Below are 24,040 nucleotides of genomic sequence, written 5' to 3' on the forward strand. Positions count from 1 at the left end.
TATTGAAAAAACTGTTCTTTTTTGACATTGACGGCACGCTTTATAATACTGATGTAAAAGTCCCTGAAAGCACAAGAAAAGCGATTAAAAAATTACAAAATGATGGTCATACTGTGATGATTGCAACGGGTCGCGCACCGTTTTTATTTGAAGATTTACGTGATGAATTAAATATTCATTCTTACGTTTCTTTAAACGGTCAATATGCGGTTGTCGATGGGGAAGTGATTTACAAACGTCCGATAGAAAAAGAGTTATTAGAACTACTTACAAAAGAAGCAAAGAAAAACGATCATCCGATTGTCTACCTAAATCAAGAGAATATGGTATCTAACATTAAAAGACATGATTATATCGATGAAGGACTCGGTTCTTTAAAGTTCAATCATGACCCAGTGCATGATGAGGCCTTTTATTTATCAAATGATGTCTATCAAAGCTTACTGTTTTGTACAGAAGATGCAGAAGACTACTACAAAGAAAAATTCACAGACTTGGATTTTTTAAGATGGCATCGGGTATCTTTAGATGTATTACCTAAAGGTGGTACGAAAGCTAAAACAGTTAAAAAAGTAATTGAGAAGCTAGGATTTGATGAAGAAGACGTCTATGCGTTTGGAGATGGTCCAAATGACCGTGAAATGTTAAAGTTTGTAAAGCATTCAGTGGCAATGGGGAACGCAGTGGATGAAACAAAGGCAGTCGCAGAGTACGTGACAGACCACGTCGATAACGACGGATTATATAAAGCGTTAGAGCATTATGGCTTCATTTAAAAAGAGTATCCGATCTATTCGGATACTCTTTTTATGTCCTTACGAATATAAATTGTGCGATTTTTGAAGAAATATAGACTGTTTCATTATTACTTTCATTTTCGATTTCATAAAGATCGAGTGTTTTATCATAAGATTTAATATTTATAACATCGTTAATATTTAAATTTTGATTTTTAAAATAATGAACTAACTTGTCTTCATTTACGAAGCGGCTAATCGATACAGAAACATTATATTCAGCACCAGTTAAAGACACTGAATGTAGGTCTTCTGCTTTCATATCTTCAGGTAATATTGCACCGCCGTGTGGGCAGTATTTCGGGTGGTCAAGAAACTCGTAAAGCTTTTTAGCAAGTTTGTCAGTCGTTGAGTGCTCAAGCAGCTCTGCTTCATCATGTACTTCTTCAATTGAAAAGCCGAGCTTATTTACGAGGAAGACTTCCCATAATCTATGTTTATGGACGAGACGTTTAGCTTCAGCAGCGCCCTCTTTAGTTAACATGCTCCCGTGATATGGCTTAACTTCAATCCATCCTGCTTTTACTAAACTGCTTGTCATTTCAGTAACAGTTGGTGGAGAGATATTTAACTTCTCAGCAATGGCTTTATTCGAAACTCTCGAAAACTCACCACCAAGTTCGTAAATAATTTTTAAGTAATCCTCTCTCGTCGGACTCATTGTATGAAACCACCCTTCTAATATATGTTAATTATGCAATGAATACATCATCCATGCAACATGTCTATTAGTTATCATTTGAAAACTTATCAGTTATAATGGAGAAATAGAAGATAGTTAAGAAACTACATAATTAAGTTAAAGGAAGTATTTAATCTATGGTTAGAATGATTGATATTATCACTAAAAAACGTGATAACGTTGAACTTACAAAAGAAGAAATTAAAACATTTGTAGAAGGATATACAAATGGAGATATCCCAGACTATCAAGCATCGAGTTTACTTATGGCAATCTTTTTAAATGGTATGACAAAAGATGAAGTGTCTGCACTTACGATGGAAATGGTAGATTCTGGAGATAAAATCGATTTATCAGATATTAACGGCGTTAAAGTTGACAAGCACTCTACTGGAGGTGTCGGTGATACGACGACACTCGTACTTGCACCACTTGTTGCAGCAGTTGGTGTACCTGTTCCTAAAATGAGTGGACGTGGCCTTGGCCATACTGGTGGAACAGTCGACAAACTAGAAGCGATGGAAGGATTCCATGTTGAGTTATCACAAGAAGAATTCGTTAACTTAGTGAACGAACAAAAACTTGCGTTAGTCGGACAATCTGGTAACTTAACGCCGGCAGATAAATTAATATACGCACTACGTGACGTAACAGGAACAGTAAACTCCATTCCGTTAATTGCAAGTTCAATTATGTCTAAAAAAATTGCGGCAGGTGCTGATGGTATCGTGTTAGACGTAAAAGTCGGTGACGGAGCGTTTATGAAAAATGAAAAAGATGCTGAAGCACTCGCGCATACAATGGTTCAAATTGGTAATAGTGTTGGACGTAATACGATGGCAGTAATTTCAAGTATGGAAGAACCACTCGGTTACGCAATTGGTAATGCGCTCGAAGTCATCGAAGCAATTGACACTTTAAAAGGTGAAGGTCCAGAAGATTTAACAGAATTATCACTTGTACTTGGTAGCCAAATGGTTGTACTTGGTAAAAAAGCAGATACGTTAGAAGAAGCACGTGAGATGCTTGAAAAAGCAATCGAAGACGGATCAGCACTAGAGAAATTTAGACAACTTATTGAAAGTCAAGGCGGTAATGGAGATGTTATCGATGACTACAACTTACTTCCAACAGCAGAGTATAAAGTAGAAGTAAAATCTGACGTATCAGGTTACGTGACTCAAATCGAATCAGAAAACATGGGAGTTGCAGCATCTATTTTAGGTGCAGGTCGTGAAACAAAAGAAAGTGAAATAGATTTAGCAGTCGGAATTGTGTTAGAGAAAAAAGTCGGAGACAAAGTTGAAACAGGTGACACATTAGCAGTAATTCACTCAAATAAAGAGAATGTCGACGACGTCATTGAACGCGTTAAAAACTGCTACTCATTTGGAGATGATGAGGTTCATCCGACATTAATTAAAAAAGTAATCACAGAATAGGAGTGTAGCAGTTGAAAGAATGGATTTTACAGTACGATTTGTTAAGTGACGACTCAAAACGTAAATTAGACGAGCAATTAAAGACATTAGATTTAAATGAAATTGAATCTGTGTATGACGACGTTTATGTTAATCAGCAAGCATTCGATACTTCAAACGTTACAGAAGTGCCGTATGTTACAAAAGATGATTTAAATGTTGAAGCGTTAAAATCACTCGCGAACTCTTCTATTAATGATGGAAAAGTTGCGGTACTTTTAATGGCCGGTGGTCAAGGCACGCGTTTAGGTTATGATGGACCGAAAGGAACATTTAAGTTTGACGATGTATCATTGTTTGAGTTACAAGCGCGACAAATTTCAAAATATAATAACGTGCACTGGTATATTATGACGAGTGATATTAACCATGATGAGACATTAAAATTCTTTGAGGAAAATAATTACTTTAATCTCAAGAGAGAAAATATTCATTTCTTTAAACAAGAGCACTTCCCGTCATTATCAAAAGACGGCAAACTACTCTTAACTAAAAATGAAGACGTCATGATCACACCAAACGGCAACGGTGGTATATTTAGTGCATTAAAAACAAGTGGCATGTTAGACGATATGAAATCTCGTGGTATTGAAGCGGTATTTATGAATAACGTTGACAATGTTGTCGTAAAAGTACTTGATGAAATCCTTGTTGGGCTTCATTTAAAAGAAAATAATGAAGTGACGTCAAAATCAATTACACCAAAAGAGAATGAAAGTGTTGGGCGCTTAGCTTTAGTTGATGGAAAGAAAAGTGTCGTAGAATATACCGAGATTCCTGAAGGTGAAGACAGCTCATTTAAAAACGCTAATATCGGAATTCACGTATTTAGCGTCGACTTTTTAGAGCGTGCAGCGCACACAAAAATGCCATATCACTTGGCGCTTAAAAACTTAGAGTTTCTAGATGGAGATTTAAACCTCGTAAAAGAAGAAGCGTTAAAATTTGAGAAGTTTTATTTTGATGTGTTTCATATTGCTGAAAAACATAATACGCTTCAGGTGGATCGTGCCGGAGAGTTCTCTCCACTTAAAAATCGAGAAGGTCAAGATAGTGTAGAAGCTGCGCGTCGTGATCTTGAAAGTTTTAATCTGATATAAATGACAGAAAAAGTGATTAGACCAGAAAGAACTCTAAAGAATATTGTGCCCCTATCTTTTGGTGAAGAAGTTGGAAACAGTGTGAGTCACGGAGTTGCGATGTTGCTGTTTATCTTTTTACTACCATTTACTGCAGTATATATGTATGTGGATGGTGGAGCACTTCATGCAATTGGTGGTAGTATTTTCGTTATTTCAATAATTACGATGTTTCTATCATCGACGATTTACCATATTATGGCACCTGGAACGCACCATAAATATGTCATGCGTCTCATTGACCACAGTTGTATTTACATTGCAATTGCAGGAACTTATACACCGGTTGCAATTAGTGTTATCGGTGGCTTTTGGGGGTATACGATTTTAATCCTTCAGTGGAGCGCAGCGGTTTTAGGAGTATTGTATAAAACGTTAAGTCCAAGAGTTAGCCCTAAAATTAGTCTCGCGTTTTACCTCGTCATGGGATGGATGATTTTACCCTTTCTACCGACGCTTTTATTTGATACAAATATTATGTTTATAATTATGCTCTCACTTGGGGGAGTGCTATATACAATCGGTGCATGGTTTTATGCACAAAAAGATAGAAAATACTTCCATATGATTTGGCATTTCTTCATTATTGCAGCAAGTGTTGCGCAGTATGTTGGAATTGTATTTTATATGATTTAAATTAAAATCCGACTTAGTTCGGATTTTATCTACATATTAGTATGTATTATTATGATAGTATGAAATTAAAATGAACAAAATATCGAGAGGGGATCATTAAATGATAACAGAATCAGAGGCGCGTCAAATTGTAGAAAACGTGAAAGATCCAATTCTTAACGTGCCAATTTCTGAAACGAATGGCATTGAGTCATTAAAAATTATCGAAGATAAAGATCATGTCAGTTTAAAAATTTTAATTGGACGTCTAGGTGGACAAGAGCAACTAGACTTACAAATTAAAATTGTAAATAAATTAAAAGAAGCAGGCGCTAAAAGTGTGGGGCTTCGTTTTGATGAATTACCAGAAGAAGAAATCAATAAACATAAAGCAACAATGGGTAATGAATATGAAAATCAATTTGATATGGAGAAAACAAAATTCATTTCTGTTGCATCTGGTAAAGGTGGCGTTGGTAAATCAACTGTTACGGTTAACCTAGCAGTAAAATTACAAAAACTCGGTAAAAAAGTAGGGATTATCGACGCAGACATTTACGGATTCAGTGTTCCAGATATGATGGGTATTCGAACACAACCAGAAGTTAAAGATAAAAAAATCATTCCAGTCGAAAGATTCGGCGTACAAGTAATTTCAATGGGCTTCTTCGTTGAAGAAAACACACCTGTAATTTGGAGAGGTCCAATGCTTGGTAAAATGTTAACAAGCTTCTTTAAAGAAGTCGTGTGGGGTGACTTAGATTACTTAATCCTTGACTTACCACCTGGTACAGGGGATGTTGCGTTAGATGTACACCAAATGTTACCAGAAAGTAAAGAGATTATTGTTACAACGCCACATCCAACAGCAGCGTTTGTTGCAGCACGCGCAGGTGCAATGGCGAAACAAACAGATCACGAGGTGCTCGGTGTCGTTGAAAACATGTCTTACTTTGAAAGTAAAGAGACAGGTAACAAAGAATATATCTTTGGTAAAGGTGGCGGACAAAAACTTGCAGACGAATTAAATGTCCCGCTACTTGGTCAAATCCCACTTGGACAACCAGATTTTGATGAAGATGATTTTGCACCGTCAGTATATCTTGAAGGTGAAATTAGCGATCATTACGAAGAAATCGCAAAAAGAATTATTGAGGAAGAAGAATGAGTTCGAAATTCGTAGTAAGGTTTTACTTTACGACATTATTAATTGGTGTTGTAGTCGCAACAATTGTAAGTTTGTTTACAGAATATGAAAACGTAACGAGTCAATTATTTAGAGGTCACTTTGCAGAGTTCTTTGTAGGACTCGTATGGATTATCGGTTATGGCTTGATTATTGCGACTGTAGCACAAGTGGTCTTTTATATATATCTATTTATAAACCCACTTGGCCTTGGAATATTTAGAAGTTTTTGGCCGTATGTTCAAATACTACTTATAATGTATGCGATATTCGATTTATTTTATTTACGATTTTTCAAAGTCGGTCGCGATCACGGCTCGACATTTGAATTTATATGGATTCCTATAATAGTAGTAATCGTTGGATTTGTCATTGCGTACTTTAAAAATAAACAAGTGACAAACAAAAATGTATTTGTCCCATCATTATTTTTTATGATATTTATGACATCTTTAACATTACTACCATTCATTTCCGTCGAAGATACAACATGGATTTACCGTTCAATTTTCACAGTACTCGTATTAAATGCGTATCAATTACTCAGATTACCTAAATATATCGAAGCATCTAAAGAAGATAAAATTGCACGTGGTGTTACGAAGAGAAAATAACGTATAAGGTGAAGTAGATAACTACTTCACCTTTCATATATTGTCGAGGATTTAAAATAATTATAAAAAAATATATAAAAGGCTTGACCATTTTTAAGGACCTTGCTATTATATAAAAGTCGTCGAAATCAAGCGACAACACTCACACGAAAAAAGAAATTAAAAAGTTTCAAATAAAACTTGCATTAATTTCCGCAACGTGCTATAGTAGAAAATGCGCTTCAGAGGAAGGGCAACAGAACATTGAAAACTGAATGACAATATGTCAACGTTAATTCCGATAAATAGGTTACTTTTAAATGAAGAAGTAACACAACTAGAGCGACTAGTATAAAACGCGATAAAAGAGCTAGAGAACTCTTAATTATGGAGAGTTTGATCCTGGCTCAGGATGAACGCTGGCGGCGTGCCTAATACATGCAAGTCGAGCGCGACTGATTGCACCGTCCTTCGGGACACCGTAATCATCGAGCGGCGGACGGGTGAGTAACACGTGGGCAACCTACCCTTAAGACTGGGATAACCGCGGGAAACCGTGGCTAATACCGGATAATACTTTTATACAACGGTATAGAAGTTGAAAGGTGGATTTCTATCACTTAAGGATGGGCCTGCGGCGCATTAGCTGGTTGGTAAGGTAACGGCTTACCAAGGCGACGATGCGTAGCCGACCTGAGAGGGTGATCGGCCACACTGGAACTGAGACACGGTCCAGACTCCTACGGGAGGCAGCAGTAGGGAATCTTCCGCAATGGGCGAAAGCCTGACGGAGCAACGCCGCGTGTGCGAAGAAGGTCTTCGGATCGTAAAGCACTGTTGTTAAGGAAGAACGACAGTAAGAGTAACTGCTTACTGTGTGACGGTACTTAACCAGAAAGCCACGGCTAACTACGTGCCAGCAGCCGCGGTAATACGTAGGTGGCAAGCGTTATCCGGAATTATTGGGCGTAAAGCGCGCGTAGGCGGCGAGATTAGTCTGATGTGAAAGCCCCCGGCTCAACCGGGGAAGGTCATTGGAAACTGTTTCGCTTGAGTGCAGGAGAGGAGAGTGGAATTCCATGTGTAGCGGTGAAATGCGCAGAGATATGGAGGAACACCAGTGGCGAAGGCGGCTCTCTGGTCTGCAACTGACGCTGATGTGCGAAAGCGTGGGGATCAAACAGGATTAGATACCCTGGTAGTCCACGCCGTAAACGATGAGTGCTAAGTGTTAGGGGGTTTCCGCCCCTTAGTGCTGCAGCAAACGCATTAAGCACTCCGCCTGGGGAGTACGGCCGCAAGGCTGAAACTCAAAGGAATTGACGGGGACCCGCACAAGCGGTGGAGCATGTGGTTTAATTCGAAGCAACGCGAAGAACCTTACCAAATCTTGACATCCTCTGACCGTCATGGAGACATGATTTTCCCTTTGGGACAGAGAGACAGGTGGTGCATGGTTGTCGTCAGCTCGTGTCGTGAGATGTTGGGTTAAGTCCCGCAACGAGCGCAACCCTTAACTTTAGTTGCCATCATTAAGTTGGGCACTCTAGAGTGACTGCCGGTGACAAACCGGAGGAAGGTGGGGATGACGTCAAATCATCATGCCCCTTATGATTTGGGCGACACACGTGCTACAATGGGCAGGAACAAAGGGCAGCGAAACTGTGAAGTCAAGCGAATCCCATAAAACTGTTCTCAGTTCGGATTGGAGTCTGCAACTCGACTCCATGAAGCTGGAATCGCTAGTAATCGTGGATCAGAATGCCACGGTGAATACGTTCCCGGGTCTTGTACACACCGCCCGTCACACCACGAAAGTTGGTAACACCTGAAGCCGGTGGCCTAACCATTTGGAGGGAGCCGTCGAAGGTGGGACCGATGATTGGGGTGAAGTCGTAACAAGGTAGCCGTATCGGAAGGTGCGGCTGGATCACCTCCTTTCTAAGGATAATGGAACGGAAAGTTGACATATTGTATTCAGTTTTGAGTGTTATCACTCATCAGTACATTGAAAACCAAATAGAAGCAAAGATTATATATAAAAATATGATTTCAAGCGTAGAAACCGAGAACGACAAGTTCAAAATACACGCGCGATAGAGTAGAGATACTCTCTCACAAATTCATTACGATTAAGTAGTGAAGGGCGCACGGTGGATGCCTTGGCACCAAGAGCCGACGAAGGACGGAACAAACACCGAAATGCTTTGGGGAGCTGTAAGTAAGCTGTGATCCGAAGATATCCGAATGGGGGAACCCGGCATTTAATAATGTCACTCATATATGAACTGATTAGTATATGAGAGGTAGACCTGGGGAACTGAAACATCTTAGTACCCAGAGGAAGAGAAAGTAAACACGATTCCCGTAGTAGCGGCGAGCGAAGTGGGAAGAGCCCAAACCAGTATAGACTGGGGTTGTAGGACTTCAACGTGTGACACGACGATTTAGTGGAATAATATGGAAAGATTAACCATAGGGGGTAACAGTCCCGTACACGACAAATTGAAGTGCACTAGAAGTATCCTGAGTACGGCGGAACACGAGGAATTCCGTCGGAATCTGGGAGGACCATCTCCTAAGGCTAAATACTCCTTGGTGACCGATAGTGAACCAGTACCGTGAGGGAAAGGTGAAAAGCACCCCGGAAGGGGAGTGAAAGAGAACCTGAAACCGTGTGCTTACAAGTAGTCAGAGCCCTAAGTGGGTGATGGCGTGCCTTTTGTATAATGAACCGGCGAGTTACGCATACATGCAAGGTTAAGCAGGGAATGTGGAGCCGTAGCGAAAGCGAGTCTGAAATGGGCGAATAGTATGTGTGTGTAGACCCGAAACCAGGTGATCTACCCATGACCAGGTTGAAGTCCAGGTAACACTGGATGGAGGACCGAACCGACTTATGTTAAAAAATGACCGGATGAGTTGTGGGTAGGGGTGAAATTCCAATCGAACCTGGAGATAGCTGGTTCTCTCCGAAATATATTTAGGTATAGCCTCATATTATCATCGTGGAGGTAGAGCACTGTTTGGATAAGGGGCCCATCCCGGGTTACCGAGTTCAGACAAACTCCGAATGCCATCGATGAGATGTATGGGAGTCAGACAGTGGGTGATAAGGTCCATTGTCGAAAGGGAAACAGCCCAGACCACCAGTTAAGGTCCCCAAATATATGTTAAGTGGAAAAGGATGTGGCGTTGCACAGACAACTAGGATGTTGGCTTAGAAGCAGCCATCATTTAAAGAGTGCGTAATAGCTCACTAGTCGAGTGACGCTGCGCCGAAAATGTACCGGGGCTAAACATATTACCGAAACTGTGGATCCGTAAGGATGGTAGGAGAGCGTTCTATATGCATTGAAGCCAAACCGAGAGGGAAAGTGGAGCGTATAGAAGTGAGAATGCCGGTGTGAGTAGCGCAAGACGGGTGAGAATCCCGTCCACCGAATGACTAAGGTTTCCAGAGGAAGGCTCGTCCGCTCTGGGTAAGTCGGGACCTAAGCCGAGGCAAATAGCGTAGGCGATGGACAACAGGTAGAAATTCCTGTACCGGTGTAACACGTATGAGTGAAGTGGTGACGCAGGAGGAGAATCGAATCGCACAAATGGACGTGCGTGCAAGTGACAAGCTGTCATACCAGGCAAATCCGGCATGAGTGTAAGGTGAGTCATGATGCGGAGGGAAATGACCCGAAGATCGATATTCACACTGCCAAGAAAACCCGCTAGCGAGTGTTAGACTGCCCGTACCGCAAACCGACACAGGTAGTTGGGAAGAGAATTCTAAGGTGAGCGAGCGAACTCTCGTTAAGGAACTCGGCAAAATGACCCCGTAACTTCGGGAGAAGGGGTGCTCATGAAAATGAGCCGCAGTGAATAGGCCCAAGCGACTGTTTATCAAAAACATAGGTCTCTGCCAAACCGAAAGGTGACGTATAGGGGCTGACGCCTGCCCGGTGCTGGAAGGTTAAGAGGCGTACTTAGCGTAAGCGAAGGTACAAATCGAAGCCCCAGTAAACGGCGGCCGTAACTATAACGGTCCTAAGGTAGCGAAATTCCTTGTCAGGTAAGTTCTGACCCGCACGAAAGGCGCAACGATTTGGGCACTGTCTCAACGAGAGGCTCGGTGAAATCATAGTTCCAGTGAAGATGCTGGATACCCGCGACAGGACGGAAAGACCCCGTGGAGCTTTACTGTAGCTTGATATTGAATCTCGAGTACACCTGTACAGGATAGGTGGGAGTCGAAGAAGCATGCACGTCAGTGTATGTGGAGACGCTGGTGGGATACCACCCTGGTGTACTTGCGGTTCTAACCCGGTACCGTGATCCGGTACGGAGACAGTGTCAGGTGGACAGTTTGACTGGGGCGGTCGCCTCCTAAAGTGTAACGGAGGCGCTCAAAGGTTCCCTCAGAATGGTTGGAAATCATTCAAAGAGTGTAAAGGTATAAGGGAGCTTGACTGTGAGACCAACAAGTCGAGCAGGGTCGAAAGACGGACTTAGTGATCCGGTGGTTCCGCATGGAAGGGCCATCGCTCAACGGATAAAAGCTACCCCGGGGATAACAGGCTTATCTCCCCCAAGAGTTCACATCGACGGGGAGGTTTGGCACCTCGATGTCGGCTCATCGCATCCTGGAGCTGTAGTCGGTTCCAAGGGTTGGGCTGTTCGCCCATTAAAGCGGTACGCGAGCTGGGTTCAGAACGTCGTGAGACAGTTCGGTCCCTATCCGTCGTGGGCGTAGGAAATTTGAGAGGCGCTGTCCTTAGTACGAGAGGACCGGGATGGACATACCACTGGTGTACCAGTTGTCGTGCCAACGGCATAGCTGGGTAGCTACGTATGGACGGGATAAATACTGAAAGCATCTAAGTATGAAGCCCCCCTCAAGATGAGATTTCCCTACAGATGCCAGAGAGACGATCTGGTTGATAGGTTTGGCGTGTAAGTATGGTGACATACTCAGCGGACAAATACTAATTCATCGATGACTTATTCAATATGATAAAGCGTGTATCTACGAATTGCTTCTATTTGGTTTTGAGTGTATTGTCTAGTGACGATAGCGGAGAGGCCACACCTGTTCCCATGCCGAACACAGTAGTTAAGCTCTCCAGCGCCGATGGTAGTTCGGTTTGCCCGTGCTAGAGTAGGACGTCGCTAGGCTTACATTTTAATATTATTCCGCAGTAGCTCAGTGGTAGAGCTATCGGCTGTTAACCGATCGGTCGTAAGTTCGAATCTTACCTGCGGAGCTTTTATGGCCCCTTGGTCAAGCGGTTAAGACACCGCCCTTTCACGGCGGTAACACGGGTTCGAGTCCCGTAGGGGTCACTTTTTTATACAATAAAATCTTCGGAGAATTAGCTCAGCTGGGAGAGCACCTGCCTTACAAGCAGGGGGTCGGTGGTTCGAGCCCGCCATTCTCCATTTTTTTATGGAAGGGTAGCGAAGTGGCTAAACGCGGCGGACTGTAAATCCGCTCCTTCGGGTTCGGCAGTTCGAATCTGCCCCCTTCCACCATTAATATTGGCCTGTAGCCAAGCGGTAAGGCAACGGATTTTGGCTCCGTCATGCAAAGGTTCGAATCCTTTCAGGCCAGTATGAGCCGTTAGCTCAGTCGGTAGAGCATCTGACTTTTAATCAGAGGGTCACAGGTTCGATTCCTGTACGGCTCACTATTAGCACTAGCAAAAGCTAGTGCTTTTTTTATTGTTTTTATTAATTATTTATTCATGAAAACGGGTTTATTTACATATTGTAAACGCTATCTTAGTAATATACACTGAATGTATAATAATTTTTAAGGAGTGTTATACATGGGGTTAGAGATTGATCTAATTGGGGCAACAACTGCCTTTGGTCAAGGCAAGCCAGGAGTGTCATTTGGACCAGACGCATTAAGAATGGCTGGAATTGTTGGAATGTTATCTAAAAATGGACATAATGTTTTAGATAAAGGAAATGTATCTGGTAAGTATGCCCATAATTTCGAAAAAAATGATGTTTCAATAACTGATGATTTAAAGAACTTAGAAGAAGTTCTTGATTATTCTGAGAAACTTGCTAAATTAACTTCAAATTCTATAGAAAACAATCATTTCCCACTAACAATTGGTGGTGATCATTCGTTAGCCCTTGGTAGTTTATCTGGTATTGCGCCACATTATAAAGATTTAGGTGTCATTTGGTTAGATGCGCATGGTGATTTAAATACAGCTGAAACTTCACCGAGTGGTAATATTCATGGTATGATCTTAGCGCAGTTACTCGGTATCGGAAATGACAAGTTAACGTCAATTAACGGCTATCAAACTAAACTAAAAGCTGAAAACATTGTTTTAATAGGTGTAAGAGACTTAGACGATGGTGAAAAAGAGTTAATTAAAGAAAAAAATATTTTAACATTCTCTATGAGTGATGTTAGAGAACTTGGCTTAAACGAAGTGCTTAGAAGGACGCTAAAGCATCTAGAGCATACAGATGGGCTTCATTTATCATTTGACGTAGATTCAATCGATCCAATGGAAGTAAAAGGGACAGGGACAAAGGTACCTGGAGGATTATTTACTTCTGAAGTGATTATGTTTATGGAAGAACTAAGTAAAAAAGATAAATTAACATCTATGGATTTAGTAGAAGTAAATCCATTACTCGATGATCAGAATAAGACAGCAGAAACAGCAGTATGGATAACTGAATACTTATTTGGTAAACGAACAAGATAAACTAGCGCAACTGTCGCTAGTTTTTTAACGTCATTTAACTTTGTTGCATTTTGTTATAAAAAGGTTCATAATTTATAAGAGTAAAGTGAGAGGTGCAGCAATGATAGGGAGAAGAATTAAAGAGTTAAGAAATAGTCAAAAACTTACTCAAAAAGAATTATCTGATGGCATCGTATCTAGAACGTACTTAAGTTTAATTGAAAAAGGATCGGTACAGCCTTCAAATAATGTTTTAGTTAAACTGAGTAAACGTTTAGGTGTCAGCGTCAATGACCTAATGGTAGAAAGTCAAAACTATCAGTATAGTGACATCGATATGAGCCGTGAGATAATTTTTTATGAGAATAAAGTAAAAAATAAAGAGTATGATGTTATTTCTGATTTTATAGAAGAACGGTTTGAAGAGAAAGAAGATATTCAAAAAATTGACCTAGCGAGAATTTATTTAATTTATAGTGAGTATTATATAAATACCTCACACTATAAAACAGGTAAAGATTATTTAACACGTGCTGAAAATATTCTTCTAAAAATGCCGATTAATGATTATTATATTCGTTATACGATATTACTCAGCAATATTCACTTAAAAGATGATGATGTAGATAGTGCATTAGACGTATTAGAGCGAGCAAAAACTGAAATTTCATATACTAATCAGTTTCAGTTAGAGATGATTCAAATCTTATATTTAATGACAAAGGCATATTTTAAAAAAGCGCAGTATTACACTGTGATTCGCCTTACTAATGAACTTGAAAAATTAAGTCGACAACTACAACTCGACTATAAAGTAAATAAAGTACGGTATATGAAGAGTATCAGCCTATATCATGAAAAGAAATTTGATACACTAGAGTTACTTACAGAAAATCATAACGAAATATACGATAAAGTATTATATACGTATTGTTTAATCGTAAAAGGAGACGTGAAAAGTGCACGTCAAGTTTACGAAACAATCGAGCCGACACGTCGATATGAAGCGCTCAACGAGATTATTGATGATTTAAATGAGCGTTTTAGTTCGATTATGTAGAGAGGAACGAATCGAAATGCTTCTAGGAAAATTGTTTGAAGAAACAACGACATTGCATTTAATCACGAGTATCGTGGATTTATTAATTGTATGGTTTGTATTCTATCAATTAATTAATGTGATTAAAGGAACAAAAGCGATACAGCTTATCAAAGGTATATTTTTCATAATTATCGGTCGAGCAGTCAGTGATTTCTTGGATCTCACGACGACGACGCAAATTTTTGACTTAGTATTACAATGGGGATTCTTAGCAGTGATTGTAATATTCCAACCCGAGTTACGACGCGCACTCGAACAACTTGGTAGAGGAAGAATATTTAAAAAGTCAGCAGTGAATAAAGAAGATGAATTACAAAAATATCGTGAAGAAATGATTACTGCGGTGAAATATATGGCTAAACGTAGAATCGGTGCCCTTATTGTATTTGAACGTGAAACGGGCTTAAAAGACTACATTGAAACAGGTACGCCAATGCATGCAGATTTAACATCAGGATTACTTATTAACGTATTCGTGCCAAATACTCCACTTCACGATGGTGCGATGATTATCCAAGGAGATAAAATAATTACAGCAGGAAGTTATTTGCCACTTTCAGAGAGTAATAAAATCAGCAAAGATCTTGGAACAAGACACCGAGCAGCTGTTGGTATTTCCGAAGTAACAGATGCATTTACAGTTGTTATTTCAGAAGAAACGGGAGATATTTCTACGACAATTAATAGTAAACTAAATAAAAGTATCTCACTCGAAGATCTTGAAGAAGAACTAAAAGACTATTGGCAAATCACGAATAATAAAAAAGAAGGGGGTGGCCTATTTGCTAGAAAGTAAACCAGGTATCCTCATCGTGTCACTATTACTTGCTTTATTTATGTTTGCGAGCGCAAATAAAATATTTGAAGATTTTAATCTGTTTGGAGAAAATTCTGGAAAAGATAATGTAACGATAGAAAACGTGCCAGTGAATGTTAAATATGACGAAGATAATTTATTCGTCAGTGGTGCACAAGAAAGTGTACAAGTGAATTTATCTGGCCCACCTTCAAAAATTAAACAACTACAAACGACACAAGATTTTACTGTAGAATTAGATTTAACAAATTATGAACTTGGTGAATATGAAGTAGATTATGATGTCAAAGGGTTACCAGAAAATGTTACTGCGACTCCGTTACCTAAAAAAACGACGGTTTCAATTCAAAATGTAGTGGAACAAACTTTTGAAGTACAAGCAGAAGTAAATGAAAGCCGGATGTCTTCAAAATATACAATCGATTCTATTCAGACAGATCCTAAAGTCGTCACTATACGCGGCGGAGAAGATGATATGGCACGTATACAATACGTACGTGCGATGATTTCAGGAACAGAAAAAATTACTGAATCCATTACGGAAAATACGGATGTTAGTGTCTTTGATGGACAATATAACAAGTTAGACGTTATTATAGAGCCTAGTAAAGTTGATGTGAGTATCAATGTTGAAGAAAATAAAAAAGAAGTCCCACTATACTTGAATACGATTGGTGAGTTGGAGTCAGATTATCAACTTGATGGTGCGAAGTTAAAAGAAGATACAATCACAATATACGGTGAACAAAGCGTACTTGACGAAATTAATGAAGTATACGCAGATTTAGATTTAAAAGATGTTGGGGAGTCTGGTAGTTTTAATACACAATTAAACTTACCGAATAATATATCTAAAACAGAACCAACAAATGTGAAAGCTGAAGTAAAAATTAGTAAAAAGTAGGAGTTAATTATGGGAAAGTATTTTGGAACAGATGGCGTTAGAGGTATAGCAAACGACTTTTTAACACCAGAATTAGCATTTAAACTTGGACGTATCGGTGGATCGGTTTTATTAGATGAAATTAATGAAGAAAGACCACGCGTCTTAATCGGAAGAGATACACGTATCTCAGGTGAAATGTTAGAGTCGGCATTAATTGCAGGGTTATTATCGATTGGTGCTGAAGTCATTCGACTCGGTGTGATTTCAACACCAGGTGTTGCATACCTTACAAAAGATATGGAAGCAGATTTAGGTGTAATGATTTCTGCGTCACATAACCCAGTTGAAGACAATGGTATTAAATTTTTCAAAAACGATGGTTTTAAATTAGACGATGAAACTGAAGAGAAAATCGAACGCCTATTAGAGACAGATGAAACACTTCCACGCCCAACAGGTGTTGAGGTTGGATTCATTACAGACTTCTTTGAAGGCGGTCAAAAATATCTAAGCCATTTAAAATCAACGATTGACGGTGATTTACTTGACCAGCATATCGTTCTTGATGGTGCACACGGTGCGACATACTCACTTGCACCATACTTATTTGGTGATTTAGAGGCAGATGTTGTAACAATTGGATGTAATCCAGACGGTACAAACATTAACGATGGCTTCGGATCGACGCATCCAGAAAAGCTTCAAGAAAAAGTATTAGAAGTTGAAGCGGACTTTGGGTTAGCATTTGACGGTGATGGTGACCGTTTAATTGCGGTTGACGACAAAGGTGAAATCGTCGACGGTGATAGGATTATGTATATTCTTGCAAAAGACCTAAAAGAAAATGGTCTTTTAAATGAAGACATGGTTGTAAGTACAGTAATGAGTAACTTAGGATTCTACCAAGCGTTAGAAAAAATCGATATCAAAAGTGATAAAACAAAAGTCGGAGACCGCTACGTCGTTGAAGAAATGAAAGCACATAACTACAACCTAGGTGGAGAACAGTCTGGACATATTATTATGTTAGATCACAACACAACTGGTGATGGATTACTTACAGGTATCCACTTAGCACATATCATTAAAAAGAGTGGTAAAAAATTAAGCGAGCTTCATAGCGAAATGAAAAAGTTCCCTCAAGAACTCGTGAATGTAAAAGTAGAAGATAAGTATCACGTCACAGATAACGAAAAAGTAAAGGAAATTATGGCTGAAGTTCAAGAAGAAATGGCAGGAAACGGTCGTATATTAGTGCGAGCTTCAGGAACAGAACCACTCGTTAGAGTAATGGTAGAAGCTGAAACAGAAGAGAAAGCAAAAGAATTCGCAACAAGAATTGCTGAAGTTGTTGAAAAAGAAATGGGATTATAATTTTTAGAGCACTATTTAAGAATAGTGCTCTTTTTTTATTTTTTAAAATACTTGTTGAAAAATTGAAGAATTCTAGCATAGGTATGTGTAACACATATTTAGGAGGAATATTATGAGATTAGTTTTATCACTATTACTAATGAGCTTCATTTCTATAAGCATCACACCTGAAGCACATGCCTTAATGCTAGAAAAGAAAGCAAGCAAACCGTCAGCATTAGCACCGTCAGAATTAAAAACAGTTGAACCAAGTACAACTGCTGCAGAATTTGCGTTAAAACTTGCGGTTGGAAAAAGATATGTTTGGGGTGGTAACTCAGACACAGATGTCGATTGTTCATCATTTGCCCAACAATTTATGAGAGGATATAAAGGAATTGAAATCTCGAGAACTACATATGATCAAGTAAAAGAAGGTACTCAAGTAAATAATCCTGCACCAGGAGATTTAGTCTTCTTTAATGATTTTGCGCACGTTGGAGTATATGTTGGTGACGGGATGATGGTCGATGCTTTAAATCCTGAAGAAGGTGTCGGATTACGTGCAGTATCTTATGTCCATGGTAAAGTCGATGGTTACTATAGGTACTAATTAATATAAGTGCATTTCTATAAGAAATGCACTTTTTTTATTTAAATTAATTTTCATTATTGGATGGTAATTTATCGTTTATAAGAAATGATAGTGTAATACAACACTATGATTAGCGATAAAATGCTTATTATACTAAGAGATAGTGGCTAATTACACTATTACTTACGATAAAACGTTATTTAACTTAAATGATAGTAGAAAAATACACTATCATTTCTGATAAATCATCTTTTATACAAAGTAATTGTGTAAAATCACTCAATCTTTTCTGATAACGAATTAAATACACGAAAAAAGAGGCGATTTACGCCAGTAAATCGCCTCATTGTTATAATTACGCGCGCGGTCCGATCATTTTAGTTTTACCGAACTCGCTATTACGCATTTCTTCTAATCGTTCTTCAACTTCTTCTTGAGGTAAGTTGTGAACCATAATATATCTATTTCTAGGGTGCTCAGCACATTCCATTGAGCATGCACCTAGGTGTTTGTCTTGGTTTTCTTTACTACAAAGAATTTGTGCGTTACATTCTGGGTTTGCACAGTTTACATAACGTTCACATGGTGTACCGTCATAGTGATCTCTACCAACGACTGTTGGATTTACTTGGTTAATTGGTACAGTTAAACGTTCGTCGAACACGTACATTTGGCCGTCCCAAAGTTGGCCTTTAGTGTTTTCGCTTTTAGAGTACGTTGCGATACCGCCGTGAAGTTGACCGACATTTTCACCGATACCTTCACGTTTTAACCAGCCAGAGAATTTCTCACAACGAATTCCACCAGTGCAGTATGTTAAGACGCGTTTACCTTCGAATAAATCTTTATTTTCTCTTACCCATTCAGGAGTATCTCTAAATGTTGATACTTCTGGCTTAATTGCCCCACGGAAGTGACCAACGTCATATTCATAATCATTTCTAACGTCTAAAACGACAGTGTTTTCGTCTTGAATTGCTTCCATCCATTCTTCTGGAGATAAATATTCACCAGTAATTTCATGTGGGTTAATGTCATCTTCTAAACTTAAGTTAACAAGTTCTGGACGTGGACGACAGTGCATTTTTTTGAATGCATGTTCGTTTGCTTCATCGATTTTAAATGGTATCTCTTTAAATAAAGGATGATTGTTCATATAGTCGATGTACTTTTGTGTTTGCTCGTAATCGCCAGATACTGTCCCGTTAATTCCTTCATGTGCGACTAAAATACGTCCCTTTAGTCCGAGGTCTTTACAAAACTGTAAATGTTCAGCAGCAAACTCTTCTGGATTATCAATTGTCACGTAATGGTAATAGAGTAATATACGATATTTCATTTTCTTTCTCCTATCATAAATATAATTGCAAGTTATACTAGATAGATAATCATGCATTAAATATTATAGCAGAAAGTTCATTATTTCGCATTGAACAGTTTAAAAAGAATAGACTTTTGGTACACTAAATATATATAATACTTTGTTTAGGAAGGTACATAATGAATATAAAAATATATTTAGATATCGCATGTCCATATTGCTATATCGGTAAGAAGAAATTTGAAGAAGCATTAAAAGAGTTTGACGAAGTCGACTTTGATATTGAATATAAAAGTTTTGAATTAAACTTTGATGCACCACAATATCCAGATGAGACATTAATTGAATCATTATCACGTCGTACAGGTGTGTCTGAAGATGAAGTTAGACGTAACCAGCGTATTTTAATTGAATCGGCGAAAGCTGAAGGCGTCAATTTAAATTTAGAAAACGTTGTGCCGTCAAACACACGTGACGCACACCGATTATTAAAACTTGGAATTGAAGAAGAAAAAGGTAATGAGACATTAGACGAACTCTATTATCGTAACTTTGTGCTGAATGAAAATATCGCTGATCCGGATGTACTTTTATCTGTTGCTAAAACGGTTGGGTTAGACAGTGATAAAGCAAAAAAGGTTGTTGAAGATAAGTCAGAGTATACAGAGTATGTCATTGAAGATTTTAACTATGGTAAAATGCTCGGCATTCAAAGTGTACCGCACTTTATTTTTAACGAAAGATTTAAAATGAATGGTGCACGTGAAGTTGAGTTATATATTTATGCAATTGAAAAAACGTTAGAAGATATGAAAAAAGGCGATTTATAATTTAAATCGCCCTTTTTTATGCTTATTTTTACCAAAACACAAACATTATTTTAAAAAATATAAAAAACGTTCGGAATTTAATGTAGAAACGATGTATTTTATGTTATATTAATAATGAATTTAAAAAACGGAGTGAGAATTTTGGTAGTAAGTATTGTAATGGGTAGTTCTTCAGATTGGCCGACAATGAAAAAAGCAAAAGACATGCTCGATGAATTTGGAGTTAAGACGCATGTCGAAGTCGTAAGTGCACATCGTACACCGCATAAGATGTATGAGTTTGCGACAAATGCAAAAAATAACGGCACAAAAGTAATTATTGCAGGTGCTGGTGGTGCTGCACACTTACCAGGGATGATTGCATCAATGACAAATGTACCAGTGATAGGTGTTCCAATTCAGTCAAAAGCGCTAAGTGGTGTTGATTCATTATATTCTATCGTTCAAATGCCTGGAGGTATTCCAGTGGCAACGATGGCGATTGGTGATGCTGGAGCAAAAAACGCAGGTATTTTTGCAGCGAAATTAATCGGAATTGAAAACAAAGACGTTTATGAGAGATTAGAGAATTATACAAAATCATTAGAACAAAAAGTGGAGGATATGCAAAATGACCTCAAGTAAGACGATATTACCAATGAAAACAATCGGTATTATTGGTGGTGGACAACTGGGTAAAATGCTCGCACAAAGTGCGCTTCGAATGGGATATAAAGTCGCGATTTTAGATCCATCTGAAGATGCACCAGCACGCGCGACGAGCCATGAATTTATTCATGCGGAATTTAGCGATGAACAAGCGCTCAAAAAACTTGCAGATATGTCGGATGTTTTAACATATGAGTTTGAAAATATTGATGCACATTTATTAAGAGATTTAGTTGAACATTATTACGTTCCACAAGGTGCTGAAACAGTACTGACACTTCAAGATAGAGAAACTGAAAAAGCGGCAATAAAAAAATCTGGTGCGAAAGTTGTACCGTATCAAACAGTCGACAATAAAGACGAATTACTTAACTTTATCAAAGAAAATAATTATCCAGTGATCGTAAAAACCGCAACAGGTGGATATGATGGTAAAGGACAATATTTAATTGAAAAAGAAGCAGATATAGACGAAGTACCATTTGGTGAGGTTGAACTTGTTGCTGAAAAATATGTTGACCTTGAGAGAGAAGTATCACTCACAGTTGCAAGAAGCACGAGTGGAGAAATAATCGTATTTCCACTTCAAGAAAACTTACATCAAAACCAAATTCTATATCGCACGATTGTACCGTCAAGAATCGACGTATTTGAAGAAGCTAAACGCCAAGTTGAGCTTATTATGGAAGAACTTTTATTCGTAGGTGTGTTCACAGTAGAATTCTTTGTTGATAAAGATATGAATGTTTTTGTTAATGAAATCGCACCAAGACCACATAACTCTGCACACTACTCAATTGAAGCGTGCAATATTAGTCAATTTGATGCACATATTTTATCAGTATGTGATTTACCATTGCCTGAAGTTTACCAGCATCAAAACGCTGTAATGATGAATTTACTTGGTAAAGATTTAGACCGTCTAGAAGATGAATTATATAGTCATAAAGATTGGAACGTTCACTTATATGGTAAAACAGATCGTAAACCAGAACGTAAAATGGGACACGTCACACTACTCACTGATGATTTAGAAAAAACATTAAACGAGCTTGAAACGACATTTCTAAAAAATAATTAAGATTTATCCTAGGAGGAAAATAATGACTAAATTTAATGAACCTACTGCAAACCAAATTGAAGATGAAAAACTATATACACATATGGGGCTACGTGAAGACGAATATAAAAAGGTAGTTGAGTTAATCGGAAGAAAACCGAACTATACTGAAACAGGAATCTTCGCGTCAATGTGGAGTGAACATTGTAGCTATAAAACTTCAAAAACATTTTTACGTCAATTTAATTCTAAAGGTGAACGCGTATTAATGGGGCCTGGTGAAGGTGCAGGTGTTGTTGATATTGGAGATAATGAAGCGGTCGTATTTAAAGTTGAATCACACAACTCACCATCAGCAGTTGCGCCATTCCACGGTGCAGCAACAGGTATTGGTGGTATTTTACGTGACATCGTATCAATCGGATCGACACCAATCGCACTTGTAAACTCACTTCGTTTTGGAGAGTTAGATAATGATAACAGTAAATGGTTATTAAAAGAAGCGACAGACGGATTAGAATTCTATGGTAATACGATGGATATTAGTTCGGTTACTGGAGAAGTTGAATTCGACGAGCGTTTCCAAGGACGCCCACTCGTAAATGCGATGGCAGTTGGCTTAATTAAACACGATAAAATTCAAAAGGGCCTTGCAAAAGGTGTTGGCAATAAAGTTGTATACGCAGGACTTGAAACAGGTAAAGACGGTATTTTAGGTGCATCATTCTCAAGTGAAGAACTTGGTGACGACCGTAAAGTAGAAATTCCGGATACTCAAGAAGGATATCCTGAAGTTGGTAAAAAATTAATGCACGCAACTCTAGAAGCAATTGACCATGACAAATTAGTCGGTATCCAAGATATGGGTGCAGCTGGGTTAACGTCATCATCTGCTGAAATGGCAGCAAAAGGTGGACACGGTATTGAAATGCACTTAGATAAAGTACCAGTATCTGACGATACGATTTCACCATTTGAAATGATGTTATCTGAAACACAAGAAAGAATGCTACTCGTTGTTGAAGATGGTTATGAAGAAGAGTTCGTAGAAACATTTAAAAAACACGGACTACCAGCAGCAGTAATTGGTGAAGTTATTGAAGATGAGTCACTCGTTCTTTACTATGACGGTGAAAAATATGCAGATCTTCCGACGCATCATTTAGAAAATGCACCAGAAGTGATTTTAGAAGGTGAAGAAATAGCGCTTGATGAAGCGAGAACAGACTATAGTAATGAAGACTTAAAAGAAATATTTAAGCAACTTATTCACCATCCAACACTTGGTGATAAATCATATATCTACAATAAATTTAAACGTAAAGAAGATACGTTACAAGGTTCTGGATTTGGTGCGGGAATCGTTCAAATTGGGGACAGTAAAAAAGCTATTGCTGTAACGATTGATGGTAAAGGCCGCTACGTTGAAGCAGATCCATATAACGGTGGTAAAGAAACAGTGCTTCATGCGTTTAGAACGACTCTAGCAACAGGTGCGTTACCAGTTGCAATGACAGACGGTTTAAACTACGGTAACCCTGAAAATAAAGAGATGTATGAAATTATAAAACAATCTACTAAAGGAATGGCAGAAGCATCTATTGCAGTAAATACTCCAGTTGTATCGGGTAACGTTTCATTATATAACGAAACAAAAGAAGGTCCAGTATTACCAACACCAATTATCGGTATGGTCGGTTTAATTGAAGATACAGATTACTTAAAAGACCGTTTCGTAGAAGAAGGTAATAGTATTTATATCGTTGGAGATTTAAAGACTGAATTTAGCGGAAGTCAAATTGAAAAACTTGTTGATAATAAAGTTCGTCGTACTAAGCGTCAAGTAAACCTTGAAGAAGAATATACACGCGGTATGGATTTAAGACAGTTATTATTAGATGGTGATTTAGAAAAAATCGCACCGATTGGTCGTGGTGGTTTCATCGTTAAACTTGCACAACTACTCTCTCACTATGATTTAGGTGCAGATGTAAACTTAAATGTACGCGGAGACTTACTATTTAGTGAAACGCCAGGTACGTACATCGTTATTGGTAAACCAGGATTAGATATTAAAGATGCAGTTGAAATTGGTACGGTGACTGGTAAAGAATTCAAAGTTAAAGCAGAAGACTTTGAGTTAGATTTACCAATGAAAGAAGTAAAAGAATTATATGAAACAGCGATCACAAGTCGCTTAGACCTGGATAACTAAAGGAGGAATATAG

At 38.6% G+C, this 24,040-nt stretch carries 18 protein-coding genes, 6 tRNA genes and 3 rRNA genes; 25 read left to right on the forward strand and 2 right to left on the reverse strand.

The genetic code is table 11. The features are described from left to right. Positions 1-2 precede the first annotated feature (2 nt). Complete coding sequence (locus tag KPF49_RS00845; protein ID WP_221265213.1) at positions 3-776, forward strand: Cof-type HAD-IIB family hydrolase; 774 nt, start codon at positions 3-5, stop codon at positions 774-776. Between the two features lie 31 nt (positions 777-807). Here KPF49_RS00845 and KPF49_RS00850 read toward each other — a convergent pair whose 3' ends face one another. After that, complete coding sequence (locus KPF49_RS00850) at positions 808-1,458, reverse strand: metal-dependent transcriptional regulator (RefSeq protein ID WP_183673104.1); 651 nt, start codon at positions 1,456-1,458, stop codon at positions 808-810. 158 nt (positions 1,459-1,616) lie between these two features. Here KPF49_RS00850 and KPF49_RS00855 point away from each other — a divergent pair, with 158 nt between their 5' ends. The 20 genes from KPF49_RS00855 (at position 1,617) to KPF49_RS00950 (ending at position 17,971) form a co-directional block, all read left to right on the forward strand. Continuing rightward, complete coding sequence (locus KPF49_RS00855) at positions 1,617-2,921, forward strand: pyrimidine-nucleoside phosphorylase (protein ID WP_183673106.1); 1,305 nt, start codon at positions 1,617-1,619, stop codon at positions 2,919-2,921. A gap of 11 nt (positions 2,922-2,932) precedes the next feature. Next, a complete protein-coding gene (locus KPF49_RS00860) occupies positions 2,933-4,060 on the forward strand; it encodes a UTP--glucose-1-phosphate uridylyltransferase (RefSeq protein WP_183673108.1) in 1,128 nt (375 codons plus the stop codon). Beyond that, the gene (gene trhA / locus KPF49_RS00865) at positions 4,061-4,735 is read left to right on the forward strand and encodes a PAQR family membrane homeostasis protein TrhA (RefSeq protein WP_183673110.1); all 675 of its coding nucleotides are present in this window, start codon (positions 4,061-4,063) and stop codon (positions 4,733-4,735) included. A 100-nt stretch (positions 4,736-4,835) separates the two neighbouring features. Continuing rightward, positions 4,836-5,882, forward strand: a complete 1,047-nt coding sequence (locus KPF49_RS00870; RefSeq protein ID WP_183673112.1) for an Mrp/NBP35 family ATP-binding protein — start codon at positions 4,836-4,838, stop codon at positions 5,880-5,882. Then, positions 5,879-6,514 (forward strand): KinB-signaling pathway activation protein, encoded by a 636-nt coding sequence (locus KPF49_RS00875; protein WP_183673114.1) that lies wholly within the window; start codon positions 5,879-5,881, stop codon positions 6,512-6,514. The genes KPF49_RS00870 and KPF49_RS00875 overlap by 4 nt, the downstream gene beginning before the upstream one ends. 363 nt (positions 6,515-6,877) lie before the next feature. Further along, positions 6,878-8,434 (forward strand): 16S ribosomal RNA (locus KPF49_RS00880). Between the two features lie 189 nt (positions 8,435-8,623). Next, positions 8,624-11,493: ribosomal RNA gene (locus KPF49_RS00885) — 23S ribosomal RNA — on the forward strand. Between the two features lie 52 nt (positions 11,494-11,545). Further along, a 5S ribosomal RNA gene (gene rrf / locus KPF49_RS00890) occupies positions 11,546-11,659 on the forward strand. Together the 16S, 23S and 5S rRNA genes with 6 tRNA genes alongside form the textbook arrangement of a ribosomal RNA operon. Positions 11,660-11,676: 17 nt before the next feature. Continuing rightward, a tRNA-Asn gene (locus KPF49_RS00895) sits at positions 11,677-11,748 on the forward strand. A 7-nt stretch (positions 11,749-11,755) separates the two neighbouring features. After that, a tRNA-Glu gene (locus KPF49_RS00900) sits at positions 11,756-11,827 on the forward strand. A gap of 23 nt (positions 11,828-11,850) precedes the next feature. Beyond that, positions 11,851-11,923: transfer RNA gene (locus KPF49_RS00905), tRNA-Val, on the forward strand. A 9-nt stretch (positions 11,924-11,932) separates the two neighbouring features. Beyond that, positions 11,933-12,016, forward strand: a tRNA-Tyr gene (locus KPF49_RS00910). A gap of 7 nt (positions 12,017-12,023) precedes the next feature. Then, positions 12,024-12,095, forward strand: a tRNA-Gln gene (locus KPF49_RS00915). Between the two features lie 3 nt (positions 12,096-12,098). Then, positions 12,099-12,171 (forward strand) — tRNA-Lys (locus KPF49_RS00920). Positions 12,172-12,312: 141 nt separating this feature from the next. Beyond that, entirely contained in the window at positions 12,313-13,221 is a 909-nt protein-coding gene (gene rocF / locus KPF49_RS00925) for an arginase (RefSeq protein ID WP_183673138.1), read from the forward strand. A gap of 100 nt (positions 13,222-13,321) precedes the next feature. After that, the gene (locus tag KPF49_RS00930) at positions 13,322-14,260 is read left to right on the forward strand and encodes a helix-turn-helix domain-containing protein (RefSeq protein ID WP_183673140.1); all 939 of its coding nucleotides are present in this window, start codon (positions 13,322-13,324) and stop codon (positions 14,258-14,260) included. Between the two features lie 16 nt (positions 14,261-14,276). After that, a complete protein-coding gene (cdaA, locus tag KPF49_RS00935; RefSeq protein WP_183673579.1) occupies positions 14,277-15,098 on the forward strand; it encodes a diadenylate cyclase CdaA in 822 nt (273 codons plus the stop codon). Then, the gene (locus tag KPF49_RS00940) at positions 15,085-16,023 is read left to right on the forward strand and encodes a CdaR family protein (protein ID WP_183673142.1); all 939 of its coding nucleotides are present in this window, start codon (positions 15,085-15,087) and stop codon (positions 16,021-16,023) included. The genes cdaA and KPF49_RS00940 overlap by 14 nt, the downstream gene beginning before the upstream one ends. Before the next feature lie 9 nt (positions 16,024-16,032). Beyond that, a complete protein-coding gene (glmM, locus tag KPF49_RS00945; protein WP_183673144.1) occupies positions 16,033-17,379 on the forward strand; it encodes a phosphoglucosamine mutase in 1,347 nt (448 codons plus the stop codon). Between the two features lie 112 nt (positions 17,380-17,491). Beyond that, entirely contained in the window at positions 17,492-17,971 is a 480-nt protein-coding gene (locus KPF49_RS00950; protein WP_183673146.1) for a C40 family peptidase, read from the forward strand. Between the two features lie 337 nt (positions 17,972-18,308). Here KPF49_RS00950 and trhO read toward each other — a convergent pair whose 3' ends face one another. After that, the gene (gene trhO / locus KPF49_RS00955) at positions 18,309-19,292 is read right to left on the reverse strand and encodes an oxygen-dependent tRNA uridine(34) hydroxylase TrhO (protein ID WP_183673148.1); all 984 of its coding nucleotides are present in this window, start codon (positions 19,290-19,292) and stop codon (positions 18,309-18,311) included. 161 nt (positions 19,293-19,453) lie between these two features. Here trhO and KPF49_RS00960 point away from each other — a divergent pair, with 161 nt between their 5' ends. The 4 genes from KPF49_RS00960 to purL all read left to right on the forward strand — a co-directional run bounded on the left by KPF49_RS00960 (position 19,454) and on the right by purL (position 24,027). Beyond that, entirely contained in the window at positions 19,454-20,104 is a 651-nt protein-coding gene (locus KPF49_RS00960) for a DsbA family oxidoreductase (RefSeq protein ID WP_183673150.1), read from the forward strand. Positions 20,105-20,245: 141 nt separating this feature from the next. Beyond that, positions 20,246-20,728, forward strand: coding sequence for a 5-(carboxyamino)imidazole ribonucleotide mutase (purE, locus tag KPF49_RS00965; protein WP_183673152.1), 483 nt, complete (start codon positions 20,246-20,248; stop codon positions 20,726-20,728). Beyond that, the gene (gene purK, locus KPF49_RS00970) at positions 20,715-21,833 is read left to right on the forward strand and encodes a 5-(carboxyamino)imidazole ribonucleotide synthase (protein WP_183673154.1); all 1,119 of its coding nucleotides are present in this window, start codon (positions 20,715-20,717) and stop codon (positions 21,831-21,833) included. Before purE ends, purK begins: the two co-directional genes overlap by 14 nt. A 22-nt stretch (positions 21,834-21,855) precedes the next feature. Then, positions 21,856-24,027: a phosphoribosylformylglycinamidine synthase subunit PurL gene (gene purL, locus KPF49_RS00975; protein ID WP_183673156.1), complete on the forward strand. Its 2,172-nt coding sequence runs from the start codon at positions 21,856-21,858 to the stop codon at positions 24,025-24,027. Positions 24,028-24,040 lie beyond the last annotated feature (13 nt).

The sequence above is a fragment of the Nosocomiicoccus ampullae genome, from assembly GCF_019357495.1.
GTDB classification, from domain to species: domain Bacteria; phylum Bacillota; class Bacilli; order Staphylococcales; family Salinicoccaceae; genus Nosocomiicoccus; species Nosocomiicoccus ampullae.

Bases quoted from the DNA above. Each gene is read 5' to 3' on its own strand.
- KPF49_RS00850 (WP_183673104.1), bottom strand. From the start codon at position 1,458: ATGAGTCCGACGAGAGAGGATTACTTAAAAATTATTTACGAACTTGGT.
- KPF49_RS00855 (WP_183673106.1), top strand. From the start codon at position 1,617: ATGGTTAGAATGATTGATATTATCACTAAAAAACGTGATAACGTTGAA.
- trhA (WP_183673110.1), top strand. From the start codon at position 4,061: ATGACAGAAAAAGTGATTAGACCAGAAAGAACTCTAAAGAATATTGTG.
- KPF49_RS00870 (WP_183673112.1), top strand. From the start codon at position 4,836: ATGATAACAGAATCAGAGGCGCGTCAAATTGTAGAAAACGTGAAAGAT.
- KPF49_RS00875 (WP_183673114.1), top strand. From the start codon at position 5,879: ATGAGTTCGAAATTCGTAGTAAGGTTTTACTTTACGACATTATTAATT.
- rocF (WP_183673138.1), top strand. From the start codon at position 12,313: ATGGGGTTAGAGATTGATCTAATTGGGGCAACAACTGCCTTTGGTCAA.
- KPF49_RS00930 (WP_183673140.1), top strand. From the start codon at position 13,322: ATGATAGGGAGAAGAATTAAAGAGTTAAGAAATAGTCAAAAACTTACT.
- cdaA (WP_183673579.1), top strand. From the start codon at position 14,277: ATGCTTCTAGGAAAATTGTTTGAAGAAACAACGACATTGCATTTAATC.
- glmM (WP_183673144.1), top strand. From the start codon at position 16,033: ATGGGAAAGTATTTTGGAACAGATGGCGTTAGAGGTATAGCAAACGAC.
- KPF49_RS00950 (WP_183673146.1), top strand. From the start codon at position 17,492: ATGAGATTAGTTTTATCACTATTACTAATGAGCTTCATTTCTATAAGC.
- trhO (WP_183673148.1), bottom strand. From the start codon at position 19,292: ATGAAATATCGTATATTACTCTATTACCATTACGTGACAATTGATAAT.
- KPF49_RS00960 (WP_183673150.1), top strand. From the start codon at position 19,454: ATGAATATAAAAATATATTTAGATATCGCATGTCCATATTGCTATATC.
- purK (WP_183673154.1), top strand. From the start codon at position 20,715: ATGACCTCAAGTAAGACGATATTACCAATGAAAACAATCGGTATTATT.
- purL (WP_183673156.1), top strand. From the start codon at position 21,856: ATGACTAAATTTAATGAACCTACTGCAAACCAAATTGAAGATGAAAAA.